Origin of the sequence: Sphingomicrobium marinum (assembly GCF_026157105.1) — a bacterium.
Classification (GTDB): Bacteria; Pseudomonadota; Alphaproteobacteria; order Sphingomonadales; family Sphingomonadaceae; genus Sphingomicrobium; species Sphingomicrobium marinum.
Map to the genome: position 1 here is coordinate 839039 of NZ_JANPVQ010000001.1, position 15453 is coordinate 854491.

The window sequence follows — 15453 nt, forward strand, 5'->3', positions numbered from 1 at the left end:
ACCGCTAGGCACGTCACATGGACATGCCGCCTTACGGGAAATTGTTGGGACTTGAGCCGCGCCGTGAAGACGGGCGGCTTTTTTTCGTGATGCCCGCATCGCAGGGCGTGGTCGGCCGTCCCGGCTTCCTTCATGGCGGAGCGATTGCCGGCCTGTTGGAATACACCGCGTTCGCCACGCTTTCCGAGAAGGTCGCCAATCCCAAGGTGGTGATGAAACCCATCACCGTTACCGTCGATTTCATGCGGGGCGGGCGGATGGTCGACACGCGTGCCGAAGCGCGCATCGAACGGCTGGGCCGGCGGATCGCCAATGTCGAGGTCTTCGCGTGGCAGAATGGCCGAGACAAACCCATTGCCTCGGCCCAGATGAATTTCCTGCTGGAACGGCCGGCGCGGACCTAGCCGCGCACGACCTGCATGGCGTGGTAATTGGGGCTGCCGAACAATTCGTCCACCACGGCCTGCCGCTTCATATAGAAGCCGATATCATGTTCATCGGTCATGCCGATGCCGCCGTGCATCTGGACGGCTTCCTGTACCGCGAGACGCGCGACGGCGCCTGACTTGGCCTTGGCCACCGACGTCATCATGTCGGCGCGCTCCGACCCCTCGTCGATCAGCTGCGCGGCCTTCAATGTCGCGGCGCGTGCGATCTCGATCTCGCCATACAGATGCGCGGCGCGGTGCTGCAGCGCCTGGAAGCTGCCGATCAGCTGGCCGAACTGCTTGCGTTCCTGGAGGTAACCGTTGGTCATCGCAAAGGCGCCGGCGGCAACGCCCGTGAGTTCGGAGGCCGCGCCCGCGCGCGCGGCGCGTAGGGCAGGGGCCAAGACGGTCCAGCCGCCGTCGACGTCGCCGACCACGGCGTCGGCATCGAGCTCGACATTGTCGAACTGGAGCCGCCCGGCCTTGCTGGCATCGGCCAGCGTCACGTTCTCAAGGTCGACGCCCTTGGTGTCTTTTTCGACCGCGAAGAGCGTGAGGCCATCGGTTTCGCCCGGGCTGCCAGCGGTGCGCGCTGCGACAAGAAGGACGTCGGCGCTGCGTGCATGCACGACGAACTGCTTGGCCCCATTGAGCGTGAAGCCGTTGCCCGATCGCTTGGCCTCCATCGCGATCCGACCGGGATCATGGTGCGCGCCCTCATCGATCGCCAGCGCCGCTACGGTCTCACCGGCCACGATGCCCGGAAACCAGCGCTCCGCATGGGCGCTGCCCTCAAACGCCTTAACCGCCGCGATGGCGGTCGTGAGGAAGGGCGAGGGCGTCAGGTTGCGGCCGATTTCCTCAAGCACCACGTTGGCTTCGACCTGGCCGAGCCCGCTGCCGCCCTTGTCTTCGGGGATCAGGATGCCGGTGAGGCCAAGTTCGGCGAACTGTTTCCACAGGTCGTGGCCAAAGCCGTCAGGACAGCCATGATCGCGCCAGTGGCGCATCTGTTTGGCGATGCTGCCTTTATCCGCCATGAAGGGGCGTACGCTGTCCTGCAGCATCAGCTGGTCTTCGTTGAGTTTGAGCATCGATCAGGCCCCCGGCAGGTTGAGGATATGCTTGGCAACGATGCCGAGCTGGATTTCGGACGTGCCGCCTTCGATCGAGTTGGCCTTGGTGCGCAGCCATTCGCGCGCCTTCTTGCCTTCCCTGGAACGCTCACTCTCCCATTCGAGCGCGTCCGACCCACCGCCCTGCATGACGAGTTCGTGGCGGCGCTTGTTCAGTTCGGTGCCGGCATACTTCATCAGGCTGGGTTCGGCAGGGTGCGATTCTCCGGCTTTCAATTTGTCGATGAAATGTTCGCTCATCGCCTGAAAGGCGAGCGCATCGACATCGAAACGGGCGAGATCGGCGGCGAGGATGGGATCGCCCTGGTCGCCGACGGCCTGCGATAACAGCGATGATCCCGAACCGCCGCCAAGCCCCATTCCAGAAATCATCTCGCGCTCGTGCCCGAGCAGGTACTTGGCGACCGTCCAGCCTTCATTCTCGTTATGGACGAGCTGGTCCTTGGGGACCTTCACGTCGTCGAAAAAGGTTTCGCAGAAAGGCGAATAGCCGCTGATTAGCTTGATCGGTTTGGTCGAGACGCCTTCCGATTCCATGTCGAAGAGCAGGAAGCTGATGCCGCCATGCTTGCTTTCTTTGGAGGTGCGCACGAGGCAGAAGATCCAGTCCGCTTCGTCGGCGTAGGAGGTCCAGACCTTCTGGCCGTTGACGAGATAATGATCGTCCTTGTCTTCGGCCTTGGTCTGGAGGCCGGCAAGATCGGAACCCGCACCCGGTTCCGAATAGCCTTGGCACCAGCGGATTTCGCCGCGCGCGATCGGCGGGAGGAAGCGCAGTTTCTGCTCCTCGGTACCGAACTTGAGCAGCGCGGGGCCAAGCATCGAAATGCCGAAACTGGTCAGCGGTAGGCGACACCCAAGCGCCTTCATTTCCTGATGCAGGATCTTCGTCTCTTCGGCGCTCAGCCCGCCGCCGCCATATTCGGATGGCCAGTCGGGCACGGTCCAGCCGCGCTCTGCCATGCGCTCTAACCAGACTTTCTGGTCTTCGGACTGGAATTCAAAGTTGCGGCCGCCCCAGCAGGCGTCTTTCTCTGATTTCATCGGTGTGCGCATGGATGGCGGGCAGTTTTGCTCCAGCCAAGCTCTGGTTTCGGTGCGGAAGTCGGCCATGGCCCTTGTCCTTTCAGGTGCGGATGCGTAGCCCCGTTTTGAAACGCGACGGACCGAACATCAACCTGGGAGAGGTGCTGTGGATTTTGACCTTACGGAAAGGCAGGCTTTCTTCCGCGACCGGGTCAAATCCTTCATCGACGAGCATGTTCGGCCGCGAGTCGCGGACTACTACCGCGAGATCAACGAGGGCGATCGCTGGTCTCATCTGGAGCTGATCGAAGAGCTTAAGCCGCTCGCGAAAAAGGCGGGGCTATGGAACCTGTTCATGCCGCCCGGCGGAATGTTGAGCCATGTCGACGAGACTTTCGACTTCGAAGGCGAACAGCTGACCAATCTTGAATATGCGCTGTGCGCCGAGGAAATGGGCCGCATCCTGTGGAGCGCCGAAGTCTTCAATTGTTCGGCGCCCGATACGGGCAATATGGAAGTGCTGCATCGTTACGGCACGCGCGAGCAGAAGAATCAGTGGCTCGAGCCGCTGATGCACGGCAAGATCCGCTCGGCGTTCCTGATGACCGAGCCCGCGGTCGCATCGTCCGATGCCACCAATATCGAGTGCCGGATCGAGCGCGATGGCGACGATTATGTCATCAATGGCCGCAAGTGGTGGTCGAGCGGGGCGGGCGATCCGCGCTGCAAGCTCGCCATCGTCATGGGCAAGACCGATCCCCAAGAATACAAGTATCGCCAGCAGTCGATGATCCTGATGCCGCTCGATGCCGAGGGCGTAACGATCCACCGCGCCTTGAACGTCTATGGCTTCGACGATGCGCCGCATGGTCATATGGAAATCAGCCTTGATAATGTGCGGGTGCCAGCTTCCAACCTGCTCCTTGGCGAGGGTAGGGGGTTCGAGATTGCGCAGGGGCGTCTGGGCCCGGGACGCATCCACCACTGCATGCGCACGATCGGCGCGGCCGAGGAAGCGCTCGAACTGATGGTGAAGCGGCTGCAGTCGCGTGTCGCCTTCGGCAAGACCATCGGCGCGCATTCGATCTGGGAACAGCGGGTCGCCGAAGCGCGGATCGAGATCGACGCGACACGGCTACTTTGTCTCAAGGCCGGCGACATGATGGACAAGGTCGGCAACAAGGAAGCCAAGGCCGAGATCGCGATGATCAAGGTGAAGGCGCCGCGCATGGCGCTGCAGGTAATCGACGATGCGGTGCAGGCCTTTGGCGGCGCGGGTGTCAGCCAGGATACGCCGCTGGCGCATAGCTGGGCTGGCATACGCACGCTGCGCCTCGCCGACGGACCCGACGAGGTCCATAATCGCACCATCGCGCGAATCGAGTATGCAAAACATGCGGAGCTGCCCCAATGAGCAAACTCTTTGACCTAACCGGCAAATCGGTCGTCATCACGGGCTCGAGCCGCGGGATCGGCAAGGCGATTGCCGAGGCGATGGCGGCGCAGGGCGCCAAGGTCGTGATCTCCAGTCGCAAGCAGGATGCCTGCGAGGAAACCGCCGCGGCGATCAACGCCGACCATGGCGAGGGCACTGCAATTGCTGTCGCGGCGAACATTTCTTCAAAGGAAGATTTGCAGAACCTAGTGGACGAGACCCGCGCTGCGTTCGGCAAGGTCGATGTGCTGGTCTGTAACGCCGCTTCCAACCCTTATTACGGGCCGATGGGCGGGATCTCGGACGAGCAATTCGAGAAGATTTTGATGAACAATGTGGTCTCCAATCACTGGCTCATCCAGATGTGCGCGCCCGAGATGCTCGAACGCGAGGAAGGCTCGATCATCATCGTGTCGTCGATCGGCGGGCTGACAAGTTCGACAACGATCGGTGCGTACAATGTCTCGAAGGCCGCCGACTTTCAGCTCGCGCGCAACCTGGCGGCCGAATACGGGCCCAAGGGCGTGCGGGTGAATTGTATCGCGCCGGGGCTCATCAAAACCGATTTCGCCCGCGCGCTGTGGGAAAATCCCGATACGCTCAAGATGGTGACGCGCGGGACGCCGATGCGGCGCATTGGCGAGCCTGAAGAAATCGCCGGGGCCGCCGTGTATCTCGCGAGCCCAGCTTCAACTTTCATGACCGGCCAGGCGATGATCGTAGACGGCGGAAGCACGATCGGGGTGGGGCTGTGAGGCTCGACGGCAAGATCGCCATCGTCACCGGTGCCGGGAGCGGCATCGGCAAAGCCACGGTCGACCTGTTCCGCAATGAAGGCGCGACAGTCGTCGGCGCCGATCTCAAGAACGCCGATGTCGAGTGCGATGCGGGTTCGGAGGCAGCGGTAAAGGCGCTGATCGACGAGGTCGCCGACAAGCATGGCGGGCTCGACATCATATTTGCAAATGCCGGCATTTCGGGCGGGCTCGCTTCGATGTTCGAGCAAACGGAAGATGACTGGGCGGAAATCCTTCGCGTCAACACGATTGGCCCTGCGATGGCGATCAAGCATGCGGCGCCGCACATGCAGAAGCGCGGTGGTGGCTCGATCATCGCGACCGCCTCGGTCGCGGGCTTGCGCTCGGGCGCGGGCGGCGCGGCCTATACCGCGTCCAAGGCGGCGGTGATCAATCTTGTGAAGATCGGCGCGCAGCAGCTCACCGGCTCCAACATCCGCGTCAACGCGATCTGCCCGGGCCTCATCGAGACCGGGATGACCGAATTCGTCTACGAACGCGCCCGCGCCAAGGGCGTTGAAGACAAGCTCGGCCACCTCAACCCCTTGAAGCGCGGCGGCGAGCCGATCGAGATCTCCAATGCCGCGCTTTTCCTAGCGTCCGACGAGGCATCCTATGTCAACGGCCATGCGTTGGTCGTGGACGGAGGATTGTCCTCTTCCCACCCCTTCAACCTGCAGGCCTACGGCCGCACCGCAATCTGACCTTCGGAGACTAAAATGACCGACCCGATTTCCAGCGAAAAACATGGCGATGTGCAGATCATCTGGAGCGACAATCCGCCCGTAAATGCGCTAGGCGCCGCGGTGCGCCAAGGCCTGGTGCGCGAGATCGAAGCCGCGGAGGCCGATGACAGCGTCAAGGCCGTCGTGATCGCCTGTAAGGGCCGCACCTTTTTCGCGGGTGCGGACATCAGCGAATTCGGCAAACCGCCGGTGATGCCGTGGCTGCCCGACGTGGTCGATCGTATCGAGGCCTGCACCAAGCCGGTCGTGGCTGCGATCCATGGCACCGCGCTGGGCGGGGGCTGCGAGGTTGCGCTGGGGTGCCATTACCGCGTCGCCGTGCCGTCCGCGAAACTGGGCTTTCCCGAAGTCGATCTGGGCCTGCTTCCGGGCGCAGGCGGCACGCAGCGAGGGCCCCGCGTCGCGGGTGTCGAACTGGCGCTCCAGATGGCGACGACCGGTAAGCCGATTTCGGCGCAACAGGCGCACGATGCCGGCCTCGTCGATCGCATCGTCGAAGGCGAACTGATCGAGCACGCGGTCGCCTATGCCGACGAAGTGAAAGACGTCCGCCCGCTGCCCCGGTCGTCCGAGCGAGACGACAAGGTAACTGACGTCGATCACGCCATTTTCGAGGAGTACAAAAAAGCCAACGCCAAGCTGTTCCGCGGCGATGTGGCCCCGCAGGCCAACCTGGAAACGATAAAGGCGGCGACCGAGATGCCGTTCGAGAAAGGTGTGATGTTCGAACGCCAGAAGTTCATGGAGCTGATGGCCGGCCCGCAGGCGCGCGCCCGCCAATATTTCTTCTTCGCCGAGCGCAAGGCCGCCAAGATCGACGGCGTCGGCGACGACGTCCAGCCGCGTGACATCAAGCGCGTCGGCGTGATCGGCGCCGGTACGATGGGCGGCGGCATTTCGATGAACTTTCTTACCGCTGGCATCCCGGTCACCATCGTCGAAATGAACCAGGACGCGCTTGATCGCGGCACGGGCATCATGCTGAAGAATTACCAGTCGACGGCCAAGAAAGGCCGCATGACCGAGGAACAGGTCGGCCAGGCGATGGGCCTGCTCAACCCGACGCTGGACTTCAATGAATTGGCCGAATGCGACCTCATCATCGAGGCGGTCTATGAGAATATGGACGTGAAGAAGGAGATCTTCACGCGCCTCGACGGCATCGCCAAGGACGGCGCGATCCTCGCCTCCAACACATCCTATCTCGACATCAACGAGATCGCGTCGGTGACCAAGCGTTCCGAAGACGTCGTGGGCCTCCACTTCTTCTCACCCGCCAACATCATGAAGCTCCTTGAGGTCGTACGCGGCGACAAGACGGCGGACGATGTGCTGGTGACCGCGATGGCGCTGGCCAAGAAGATCAAGAAAGTCGCCGTCATTGCGGGCGTCTGCTACGGCTTCATCGGCAACCGCATGCTCATCCCGCGCCAGCTCGAAGCCGAAAAGCTGTTGCTCGAAGGTGCGACGCCCGCGCAGGTCGACAAGGTGCATGTCGAATTCGGCATGCCGATGGGGCCGTTCCAGATGGCCGACCTAGCCGGTGTCGATATTGGCTGGCACCGCGATCCCGAACGTATCGAAAGCATCCGCGACGCGCTGTGCGCGAAGGAGCGCTGGGGCCAGAAGAAAGGCGCGGGATTCTACGACTATGACGAGAACCGCCGTCCGAGCCCGTCGGACGTCACCGCAGCAATAATCGAGGACTTCCGCAAGAAGGAAGGCGTCACCGAAACGCGCGAGATCAGCGACCAGGAAATCGTCGAACGCACGCTCTACACGATGGTCAACGAGGGCGCGAAGATCCTAGAGGAAGGCAAGGCGCAGCGCGCTTCCGACATCGATGTCGTGTGGATCTACGGCTATGGCTGGCCGGTCTATCGCGGCGGCCCGATGCATTGGGCGGACAGCGAAGGGCTCGACAAGATTGTCGAGGGCCTGAAGCGCCAGCAGGATCGCATGGGCGACAGCTTCAGCTTCAGCCAGCTGCTGCTCGACAAGGCGGAAAAGGGCGAGAAGTTTACTCGGTAGTCCTTGCGCCTGATTTCAAGTCGCCCCGCGTCGCCCAGGCAGCGCGGGGCGTTCTTTTAACGCTAACTGCGGGCCGAACATATTTTGCGACAGGAAAACTTGCTACGCTGCAATTAATCGTTAGCGTCGCAGAATGTTCAAGCTCAACGAAGACAGGATCGCGCAGCGATTGGCCGCCGTCATCGAACGGCTCGATGACGGGCGGTTACAGGACCGCTATCGGCTGCAGGAACGTTCGATGCTGATGGCGATCGAGGAGCTTGAGCCCGCCAGTCTTGGTGCGGTTGCCGAGGCGGTCAATCGCGGGGCGCCGGCGATCAGCCGTGCGGTGGATGCCGCGGTGCGCGACGGGCTGGTCGATCGCCGCCCCGATCCCGATCATCGGCGCCGATTGCAGCTTCGGCTTACCGAGGAGGGCAAGCGCCACCTAGAAGATACGGCCGCCGACCATGGGCGACTGGCCGAAAGGATCGGCTCGCTGGCACCCAGTGAACAACGCGCCGTCGAGCGCGCGGTCGAGATCCTCGAACATATGCGTTGAGGTGCATGCTGCATTGCAGCAACGGGCATGATGCTGTAGGGGCGCGCCAAACGTCCCCCGAGGAAAAGAAAAATGTCACTACGTAACGTCGCGATTATCGCGCACGTCGACCATGGCAAAACCACATTGGTCGACCAGCTGTTTCGCCAGTCCGGCACCTTCCGCGAAAACCAGCGCGTGGAAGAGCGCGCGATGGATTCGAACGATCTCGAAAAAGAACGCGGCATCACGATTCTCGCCAAGTGCACCAGCGTCGAATGGCAGGGCACGCGCATCAACATCGTCGATACGCCGGGCCACGCCGATTTCGGCGCAGAAGTCGAGCGCATCCTCAGCATGGTCGATGGTGTCATCCTGTTGGTCGATGCCGCCGAAGGCCCGATGCCGCAGACCAAGTTCGTCACCGGCAAGGCGCTGGGGCTGGGCCTCAAGCCGATCGTGGTCGTCAACAAGATCGATCGTCCCGACGCGCGTCCGGCCGAAGTGCTCGACGAATGTTTCGAGCTTTTCCTCAATCTCGATGCCAATGACGAGCAGCTCGATTTTCCGACGCTCTACGCTTCGGGCCGCTCGGGCTATGCCGGACGCGATGACAACGTACGCGACGGCGACCTGACGCCGCTCTTCGAAACGATCGTCGAGCATGTACCCGAACCCGGCCTCGACCCGGACGGCGAATTCAAGATGCTGGCGACGCTGCTCGACCGCGACAACTTTCTTGGCCGTATCCTGACGGGGCGCATCGAAAGCGGGACGCTCAACGTTGGCGACCCGATCAAGGCGATCGACGTCAATGGCAACAAGGTCGAAGAAGGGCGCTGCACCAAGCTGTTTGCCTTTGAAGGGCTCGAGCGGGTGCCGGTCGAAAGCGCCAAGGCGGGCGACATCGTCGCCATCGCCGGCCTCGTCGAGGCGACCGTGTCCAACACCATCGGCACGCCGCAGATCGCCGAGCCGCTGCCGGCGCGCGAAATCGATCCGCCGACGCTCAGCATGACCTTTGCCGTCAATGACAGCCCCTATGCGGGGCAGGAAGGCGACAAGGTGCAGAGCCGTGTCATCCGCGAACGGCTCGAACGCGAAGCCGAGAGCAATGTTGCGATCCGCATCTCGGAAAGCGCCGACAAGGACGCCTTCGAAGTGGCGGGCCGCGGCGAACTGCAGCTCGGCGTGCTGATCGAGAATATGCGCCGCGAAGGCTTCGAACTGTCGATCAGCCGCCCCCGCGTGCTGTTCCAGGAAGGCCCCAGTGGCCGCGAGGAGCCCTATGAAACCGTGGTCGTCGATGTCGATGACGATTATTCAGGCACCGTGGTCGAGAAGATGGCGCTGCGCAAAGCCGAGATGACCGACATGCGCCCGTCGGGTGGCGGCAAGACGCGCCTGACCTTCAGCGCGCCCAGTCGCGGCCTCATCGGCTATCACGGCGAGTTCCTGTCCGATACGCGCGGCACCGGCATCATGAACCGCGTGTTCGAGAAATACGGGCCGCACAAGGGCAAGATCGAAGGGCGCCAGAACGGTGTTCTGATCTCGATGGATAAGGGCGAAGCGGTCGGCTACGCGCTCAATGCGCTCGAAGATCGCGGCATCCTGTTCGTGTCGCCCGGCGAGAAACTCTACGCCGGGATGGTGATCGGCGAGAATGCCAAGCCGCAGGATCTCGAGGTCAACGCGCAGAAATCCAAGCAGCTCACCAACTTCCGTGCCTCGGGCAAGGACGAGGGCATCCGCCTGACGCCGCCCAAGCGCATGACGCTCGAACAGGCGATTGCCTATATCCAGGACGATGAACTGGTCGAAGTGACGCCCAAATCCATTCGCCTGCGCAAGCGCTATCTCGATACGCATGAGCGCAAGAAGATGAAAAAGAAGGAAGACGCCTAAGCCCGGGTTAACCGTTAAGCGTCCCGATTTTGTTCAGTGCACGTTGGGATGTTGTCACAGGGCGACGAATTGAGCAGAATATGTTCATCGACGAGCAATAAATTCGTTAAAAAACAAGGTGTTGCAAGCTTTACCGCACTGCAACAACAGTTCATCGACGAAGTGTTTGCCTGGCCGATAATAGGCATTAAATAGGCCTCATAAGGAAATGAGCGAGGGCTCGCGCTGCCGTGGAGGGTCAGCGATGAGCGAGGGCGAGACGGAAAGATCGAAAGCGTCATAGGGGCCGTGGAGGGACCCGACGGGGACGACTTACCGCACTTATCTAGAGATATCATGAAGCGTTATTTGGGGGCCGGCATGGTGCCGGCGTTGGCTGCTCTCGTATTCGGTTTGAACGCCAATGCAGCCATGGGTGAAGAAAAGATCATGGAGCGCGCGCCGGTCACGATTGAGACCGAGCTTGAAGCGCCCAAGGAACTTCCCGAACTGGTGGAAGAATATAAAGAGGGCTTCTCGCTCGACGAGCAGGGCAAGTGCCTCGCCAACGCCGTCTATTTCGAAGCGCGCGGCGAAAGCCTTGAAGGCCAGCTGGCGGTCGCCGACGTGGTGATCAACCGTACCGAGAGCGAGAAATATCCGTCGACCTGGTGCAACGTGATCAAGCAGAAGGCGCAGTTCAGCTTCGTCAAGAACCGCACCTTCCCGAAGGTTCGCGATATGGAAAGCTGGGAGACCGCCAAGGCAGTGGCGCGCATTGCGATCGAAGACGCGCATGAAATCGTGCCCGAAGGCGTGCTCTGGTATCATGCCGATTATGTGAAACCGGTTTGGCGCAAGCGTCTCAACCAGGTCGCCAAGGTCGGGGTGCACATCTTTTACGAAGCCTAAGACGGCAGAAAGACAAACAAAAAGGCCGGGGAGCGATCCCGGCCTTTTTTTGTGTCTGGTTTCGGGCGTACCGCTAGGCGATCTGGCGATGGTCCTCGGCGCGTGCGGCGAAGCGCGTTGCTAGTTCCTCGTGGCGGGCGCGTGCTTCATCGGTGATGGCGCGCACGGCACGAACACGTTCCTGTGCGGCGCGGCGAAGATAGAAGCGATAGTTCGATTCCAACTGCAAAGTCAGCCTCCCCGTGATTAAGGCGAATCACCCTTCTGACTGCGCAGGATGCTGCATAGAAGTTAAGCTCTCGTAAAGTCTTCGTATGTCGACATAGGCCCTTCAGAAGGCTAGGTTAAATCTATGATAAGGATTCGTGCTCTTTTCGCGTTGCTCGGGCTTACCTTGGCGACCCCGCTTCAAGCCCAAGCCACCGATTTCGTGCTGGTCAATGGCACCGACCAGGCGCTCGGCAATCTCGAGATCCGCCGCACCGGATCGAGCGAGTGGCAGCCGCTTGGCGCTGCACCGGCGCGCGGTGCCCAATCTAGCATCGCTTTTTCAAACCCGGATTGCGCGTTCGACATCAAGGCGGCGCCTGCTTCGGGCGAGGCGATCGTCTGGAGCGGCGTGAACTTGTGCGAAGTGAACGCGGTGACGCTCAAGCTCGTCGCCGGGACTCCGTTCGCGGAGTATCGCTGACGCGTCGATTGCGGCGGTGGCGCACGGCGGTACGACGACGCCGCGGTTCGATGAATACCGGAGCTTTTCGGGGCTCGGACTTGCGAACCGAATCGAGTAGCTTTGCACCGGCCAAAAAGGGAAGGCCGAGGCAGCAGGCGAAGAGCAGCCAGCCGCCGATTCCAGGATATTCGGTTAGGTAGGCCTGCCCGCGCGAGATCGCGCCCACCGCGATGGCATAGGTGACCAGCAGCGCTTCGAATCGCGTTTTGATCGTGAAAAGGCGGCCTATCTTCTTGAGCATTGCAAACGGTTAAGCAAATGCCGTGCCAAGCGCGTAAATCCGCCAAAAACTCATTTAGAGATATGGTTGACTGTTAGTTAATCCGACAGGTCGGCCGCAAGATCGAGGGCGTCGAGCATGGCGGCGCGGGCGGTCGTAACCTGGTTGAGCAACGTCTCGCCCTGCAATTCCCGGCCATCGATCTCATGCGGCCAATAGCGATCGACAACCTTGGCCATCGCATCGAGCTTGGCCTCGTCCACGAGGAAACGCGGATCGACGGTCTGAGGGTCGCACGCTACGCGCAGGCGCAGGCAGGCGGGGCCGCCGCCATTGGCCATGGACTGGCGCACATCGACGACCTCGACGCGGCGGATCGGGCCGTTCGAGGCGAGATGCGCCTCCAGCCAGTTCCAGACGCTCGGCATCTCGCGGCACTCGCTGGGCACGACCAGCGTCATCTCGCCGCTGGGCGGCGTGACCAGCTGGGCGTTGAACAGGTAGCTCGAGATCGCATCGGCCAGCGGGACGTCGGCATCGGCGACTTCGACCAGCTCCAGCGCCGGGAATGCGGCGGCGATCCGCGCCAGGCTGTTCTCGCGATCGGCGAAGGCTTTCTCGTGCGCGAACAGCACCTTTTCGTTGGCGACGGCGACGACATCGTTGTGGAACGCGCCCGCCGCGATGGCTTCTTCGGATTGCTGGATGAAGAGCGTCTTTTCGGCATCGAGCCCGTGCAATCGGGCGATGGCGCGGCTGGCCTCGATATGCTGACGCGCAGGGTAGGGGCCGCCCGACACGCCATAGACGAAGATCTCGACGCCCTTTTCGGCATGGTGGTCGCACAGCCGCATGAAGTTTGCAGCGCCTTCATCGCCGAAGGCCGGCGGCACCGCCTCATGGACGGCAAAGGCGGTGTCGTTCGAAAAGGCGACACGCAGCTGGCGCAGCGTATCGGGCCATTCGTGGCTGCGGTGCGGCATCGTCTTGAGATTGGCGACGGTGAGGTGGCAGCGGCCGTCGGCCGTGTCCGGCGCAGGGCTGACAGTGGCCGCGTTGGCGGCCCACATCGATGACGCCGACATCGCATTCGCCGCTAACGCATGGTCGGCATCGGCGTAATCGGCGCCGAGCCTCGCCAGCCAGCCATGATTGGGGCGCGGCAGCGGCATGAAGACGCCCTGCACCAGCCCCAAACCAAGGTTGGCGCGCATTTTTTCAATGCCTTGCAATGCCGCCGCGCGAGGCTGCGAGACGTCGCCCGCATTCCTTGTCGACGCGAGGTTGCCGAGGCTAAGACCGGCATAATTGTGGCTGGGACCGATCAGCCCGTCAAAATTGATCTCGCGGATCATCGCCGGCCTATCCCCAAGATTTTGTCGCCCTCGGTGACGCCGAGTTTGTCCATTGCTTCCGCATCGATCCTGATGCCGTCTTCGTCGATCGAGCCCATGGCATAGCAGCAGACGAAGTTCTCGAGATTACCACTCGCGACCATGAGTTTTTCGCCGCCGTTACCGTCATAGGTGCCGGTGACTTTGTAGCGACCGCTGTTGGCGATGGTGGCGATGTTATCGGTGGGGGCGATCACGGTCGGGCCGCCATCGAAGATGTCGACATAATTGTCCCAGACAAAGCCTTCGCGCTCGAGCATCTTGAGCGCGGCGCGACCGGTGGGATGCGGCTGGCCGATCACCGCCTTGGCACTATCGGGCAGCATGGCGATGTAGATCGGCGTCTTGGGCATGAGGTCGGCGATGAACTGGGTACCGTGCATGGCGTTGAAATCGTCGGCTTCGGGGAAAGTCATGCCGAAAAAGCGTCCCGCGATCGCATCCCAGAAAGGCGAGTGTCCCGCGCTGTCCATGACCCCGCGCAACTCGGCAAGCACGCGGTCGCCAAAGCGCGGGCGATGCTGTTTGATGAAGAGATAACGCGAGCGCGCCAGAAGCATACCGAGCCCGCCGGCGCGTTCTGCCGGATGCAGGAAGAGACCGCCGACTTCGCTGCACCCTTCAAGATCGGTGACGAGCGTAAGCAGCTTGTTGTGGAAGGTGCGATTGAGCTCCTTGCTCTGCTGCGTGAGCGTACTGATGCGGTAGCTGTAGAAGGGTTGTTCGGTGCCGACCTTGCCGAAGACCTGGCAGGTGCCGCGGATCTTGCCAGTCGCCACTTCCTCGAGGACGAAGACATATAAATCGCCTTCGGGATGATCGCCTTCGCGGGCGAAACCCGCGGCGGACGTTTCCATCTTCTTTTCGAGCGTCGCATAGTCGGCAGGCAGGTTGGTGAAACCGCCGCCGGTGAGCTTTGCCAGGTCGTAGAGCGCGCCGAGATCGAACGGTTGGGCAGCGCGGATGCGATGCGTCATGAATTGATGATCCTCAAAATGGTCAGCGCCGACAGGGCGGCACGTTCGCCAAGACTGTCGACGATCAGGAATTCGTCGGAAGAGTGGATGGCGCCGCCGCGCACGCCCATCGTGTCGACGACGGGGACGCCGGTGGCCGCAATATTGTTGCCGTCGCACACGCCGCCGGTGTGCTTCCAGCCGATGTCCTGCCCCAGATCGGCGCCAGCGCGCTGGACAAGTTCGAACAGTTTTTTGGTGTCGCCTTCGAGCGGCTTTGGCGGGCGGGCGAAGGCGCCGTGGCGGTGGATGTCGACGTCATGTTCGCGCGCGACGGCCTGCTGCGCGTCGGCGATGAGCTTTTCCGCGCGGTCCTGGTCGGCCGGCAGCTTAGGGCGGAAATTGACGCGCAGGACAGCGTGGTCAGGCACGACGTTGTTGGGCCCGCCGCCATCGATCTTCGCGGGATTGACCGACAGGCTGTCGTCCATCCCGGCTTTGAGGCGCATGGCGAGGTCGGCGGCGGCGACGAGCGCGTTGCGGCCCTCCTGCGGGTTGCGGCCGGCGTGGGCGGATTTGCCCGAAATGATAAAGCTGAAATTGCCGCTGCCCGAGCGCGCGCCGGCAAGTGTGCCATCGGGGAGCGCAGAGGGTTCGTAGGTCAGCGCGGCGCGCTTGCCTGCAGCGGCTTCGGCGAGGAGCGGGGCGGAGGACAGGCTGCCGACTTCCTCATCGGCGTTGAACACGATATCGTAGCCGAACTTTGCGGCATCTTCACTCGCCTCGACCGCCTCAAGCGCAGCCAGCATGACGGCGATGCCGCCCTTCATGTCGGTGATCCCGGGACCGTTGAGAACCTTGCCCTCTTCAAGCCACTTCATTTCCTGAAACGGGTGATCGACGCCGAAGACCGTGTCCATGTGGCCGGTGAAGAGCAGGCGCAGGGGCGCATCGGGGCGAACCTGCACGTGAATATGACGGCCATGTTCGATGTCGAACGTCTTGCCCGCCGCATCGACGGCTTCGACGCGCGCAGGGTCGCGATACGTGGCATCGCAAGGCAGGCTCGCGACGGCTTCCATCAGCTTCTCGCCGACCTTCGCCAGGCCTTCCAGGTTACGCGAGCCCGAATTGATCGCCGCCCATTCGCGGGTGCGATCGAACATCGTGTCCTGCGCGGCCATGGCGCGCTCTACGGCGGCCTGTTCCTGGCTTGATAAACTCCCCATGGG

The 15453-nt window shown here is 62.1% G+C and carries 16 protein-coding genes; 9 read left to right on the top strand and 7 right to left on the bottom strand.

The features are described 5' to 3' along the window. Positions 1 to 17 precede the first annotated feature (17 nt). Positions 18 to 404: a PaaI family thioesterase gene (locus NUX07_RS04315; protein WP_265529111.1), complete on the top strand. Its 387-nt coding sequence runs from the start codon at positions 18 to 20 to the stop codon at positions 402 to 404. On the opposite strand, the gene NUX07_RS04320 is transcribed toward NUX07_RS04315, so the two are convergent. Both NUX07_RS04320 and NUX07_RS04325 read right to left on the bottom strand, forming a co-directional pair. Next, positions 401 to 1522, bottom strand: a complete 1122-nt coding sequence (locus NUX07_RS04320; RefSeq protein WP_265529112.1) for an acyl-CoA dehydrogenase family protein — start codon at positions 1520 to 1522, stop codon at positions 401 to 403. The genes NUX07_RS04315 and NUX07_RS04320 overlap by 4 nt on opposite strands. 3 nt (positions 1523 to 1525) lie before the next feature. Further along, positions 1526 to 2677 carry an acyl-CoA dehydrogenase family protein gene (locus NUX07_RS04325; protein WP_265529113.1) on the bottom strand — a complete coding sequence of 384 codons (1152 nt, stop codon included), beginning with the start codon at positions 2675 to 2677 and terminating at the stop codon, positions 1526 to 1528. Between the two features lie 79 nt (positions 2678 to 2756). Between NUX07_RS04325 and NUX07_RS04330 the strand changes: the two genes are divergently transcribed. The 7 genes from NUX07_RS04330 to NUX07_RS04360 all read left to right on the top strand — a co-directional run bounded on the left by NUX07_RS04330 (position 2757) and on the right by NUX07_RS04360 (position 10918). Continuing rightward, positions 2757 to 4004 (top strand): acyl-CoA dehydrogenase family protein, encoded by a 1248-nt coding sequence (locus tag NUX07_RS04330; protein WP_265529114.1) that lies wholly within the window; start codon positions 2757 to 2759, stop codon positions 4002 to 4004. Continuing rightward, positions 4001 to 4780, top strand: coding sequence for an SDR family NAD(P)-dependent oxidoreductase (locus tag NUX07_RS04335; protein WP_265529115.1), 780 nt, complete (start codon positions 4001 to 4003; stop codon positions 4778 to 4780). The genes NUX07_RS04330 and NUX07_RS04335 overlap by 4 nt, the downstream gene beginning before the upstream one ends. Then, the gene (locus NUX07_RS04340; protein WP_265529116.1) at positions 4777 to 5526 is read left to right on the top strand and encodes an SDR family NAD(P)-dependent oxidoreductase; all 750 of its coding nucleotides are present in this window, start codon (positions 4777 to 4779) and stop codon (positions 5524 to 5526) included. The genes NUX07_RS04335 and NUX07_RS04340 overlap by 4 nt, the downstream gene beginning before the upstream one ends. Positions 5527 to 5541: 15 nt before the next feature. Then, complete coding sequence (locus tag NUX07_RS04345) at positions 5542 to 7599, top strand: 3-hydroxyacyl-CoA dehydrogenase NAD-binding domain-containing protein (RefSeq protein ID WP_265529117.1); 2058 nt, start codon at positions 5542 to 5544, stop codon at positions 7597 to 7599. Positions 7600 to 7732: 133 nt separating this feature from the next. Next, entirely contained in the window at positions 7733 to 8140 is a 408-nt protein-coding gene (locus tag NUX07_RS04350) for a MarR family transcriptional regulator (RefSeq protein ID WP_265529118.1), read from the top strand. A gap of 72 nt (positions 8141 to 8212) precedes the next feature. Continuing rightward, complete coding sequence (typA, locus tag NUX07_RS04355) at positions 8213 to 10027, top strand: translational GTPase TypA (protein ID WP_265529119.1); 1815 nt, start codon at positions 8213 to 8215, stop codon at positions 10025 to 10027. A gap of 336 nt (positions 10028 to 10363) precedes the next feature. Then, the gene (locus NUX07_RS04360) at positions 10364 to 10918 is read left to right on the top strand and encodes a cell wall hydrolase (RefSeq protein WP_265529120.1); all 555 of its coding nucleotides are present in this window, start codon (positions 10364 to 10366) and stop codon (positions 10916 to 10918) included. A gap of 73 nt (positions 10919 to 10991) precedes the next feature. On the opposite strand, the gene NUX07_RS04365 is transcribed toward NUX07_RS04360, so the two are convergent. Continuing rightward, positions 10992 to 11147 carry a hypothetical protein gene (locus tag NUX07_RS04365; protein WP_265529121.1) on the bottom strand — a complete coding sequence of 52 codons (156 nt, stop codon included), beginning with the start codon at positions 11145 to 11147 and terminating at the stop codon, positions 10992 to 10994. Between the two features lie 123 nt (positions 11148 to 11270). Between NUX07_RS04365 and NUX07_RS04370 the strand changes: the two genes are divergently transcribed. Further along, entirely contained in the window at positions 11271 to 11609 is a 339-nt protein-coding gene (locus NUX07_RS04370) for a hypothetical protein (protein ID WP_265529122.1), read from the top strand. Here NUX07_RS04370 and NUX07_RS11440 read toward each other — a convergent pair. From NUX07_RS11440 to NUX07_RS04390, 4 genes are all read right to left on the bottom strand, one after another. Further along, a complete protein-coding gene (locus tag NUX07_RS11440) occupies positions 11569 to 11892 on the bottom strand; it encodes a hypothetical protein (RefSeq protein WP_322597187.1) in 324 nt (107 codons plus the stop codon). The two genes, NUX07_RS04370 and NUX07_RS11440, sit on opposite strands and share 41 nt — an antisense overlap. 77 nt (positions 11893 to 11969) lie before the next feature. Next, the gene (locus tag NUX07_RS04380) at positions 11970 to 13226 is read right to left on the bottom strand and encodes an N-succinylarginine dihydrolase (RefSeq protein ID WP_265529123.1); all 1257 of its coding nucleotides are present in this window, start codon (positions 13224 to 13226) and stop codon (positions 11970 to 11972) included. After that, entirely contained in the window at positions 13223 to 14242 is a 1020-nt protein-coding gene (locus NUX07_RS04385) for an arginine N-succinyltransferase (protein ID WP_265529124.1), read from the bottom strand. The genes NUX07_RS04380 and NUX07_RS04385 overlap by 4 nt, the downstream gene beginning before the upstream one ends. Then, positions 14239 to 15450 (bottom strand): hydrolase, encoded by a 1212-nt coding sequence (locus tag NUX07_RS04390; protein ID WP_265529126.1) that lies wholly within the window; start codon positions 15448 to 15450, stop codon positions 14239 to 14241. The genes NUX07_RS04385 and NUX07_RS04390 overlap by 4 nt, the downstream gene beginning before the upstream one ends. Between the last annotated feature and the right edge of the window lie 3 nt (positions 15451 to 15453).

What these genes read in the sequence shown, in the direction of transcription:
- NUX07_RS04315 (WP_265529111.1), top strand. Translation starts at nt 18, where the DNA reads ATGGACATGCCGCCTTACGGGAAATTGTTGGGACTTGAGCCGCGCCGT.
- NUX07_RS04320 (WP_265529112.1), bottom strand. Translation starts at nt 1,522, where the DNA reads ATGCTCAAACTCAACGAAGACCAGCTGATGCTGCAGGACAGCGTACGC.
- NUX07_RS04325 (WP_265529113.1), bottom strand. Translation starts at nt 2,677, where the DNA reads ATGGCCGACTTCCGCACCGAAACCAGAGCTTGGCTGGAGCAAAACTGC.
- NUX07_RS04335 (WP_265529115.1), top strand. Translation starts at nt 4,001, where the DNA reads ATGAGCAAACTCTTTGACCTAACCGGCAAATCGGTCGTCATCACGGGC.
- NUX07_RS04345 (WP_265529117.1), top strand. Translation starts at nt 5,542, where the DNA reads ATGACCGACCCGATTTCCAGCGAAAAACATGGCGATGTGCAGATCATC.
- NUX07_RS04350 (WP_265529118.1), top strand. Translation starts at nt 7,733, where the DNA reads ATGTTCAAGCTCAACGAAGACAGGATCGCGCAGCGATTGGCCGCCGTC.
- typA (WP_265529119.1), top strand. Translation starts at nt 8,213, where the DNA reads ATGTCACTACGTAACGTCGCGATTATCGCGCACGTCGACCATGGCAAA.
- NUX07_RS04360 (WP_265529120.1), top strand. Translation starts at nt 10,364, where the DNA reads ATGAAGCGTTATTTGGGGGCCGGCATGGTGCCGGCGTTGGCTGCTCTC.
- NUX07_RS04370 (WP_265529122.1), top strand. Translation starts at nt 11,271, where the DNA reads ATGATAAGGATTCGTGCTCTTTTCGCGTTGCTCGGGCTTACCTTGGCG.
- NUX07_RS11440 (WP_322597187.1), bottom strand. Translation starts at nt 11,892, where the DNA reads ATGCTCAAGAAGATAGGCCGCCTTTTCACGATCAAAACGCGATTCGAA.
- NUX07_RS04380 (WP_265529123.1), bottom strand. Translation starts at nt 13,226, where the DNA reads ATGATCCGCGAGATCAATTTTGACGGGCTGATCGGTCCCAGCCACAAT.
- NUX07_RS04385 (WP_265529124.1), bottom strand. Translation starts at nt 14,242, where the DNA reads ATGACGCATCGCATCCGCGCTGCCCAACCGTTCGATCTCGGCGCGCTC.
- NUX07_RS04390 (WP_265529126.1), bottom strand. Translation starts at nt 15,450, where the DNA reads ATGGGGAGTTTATCAAGCCAGGAACAGGCCGCCGTAGAGCGCGCCATG.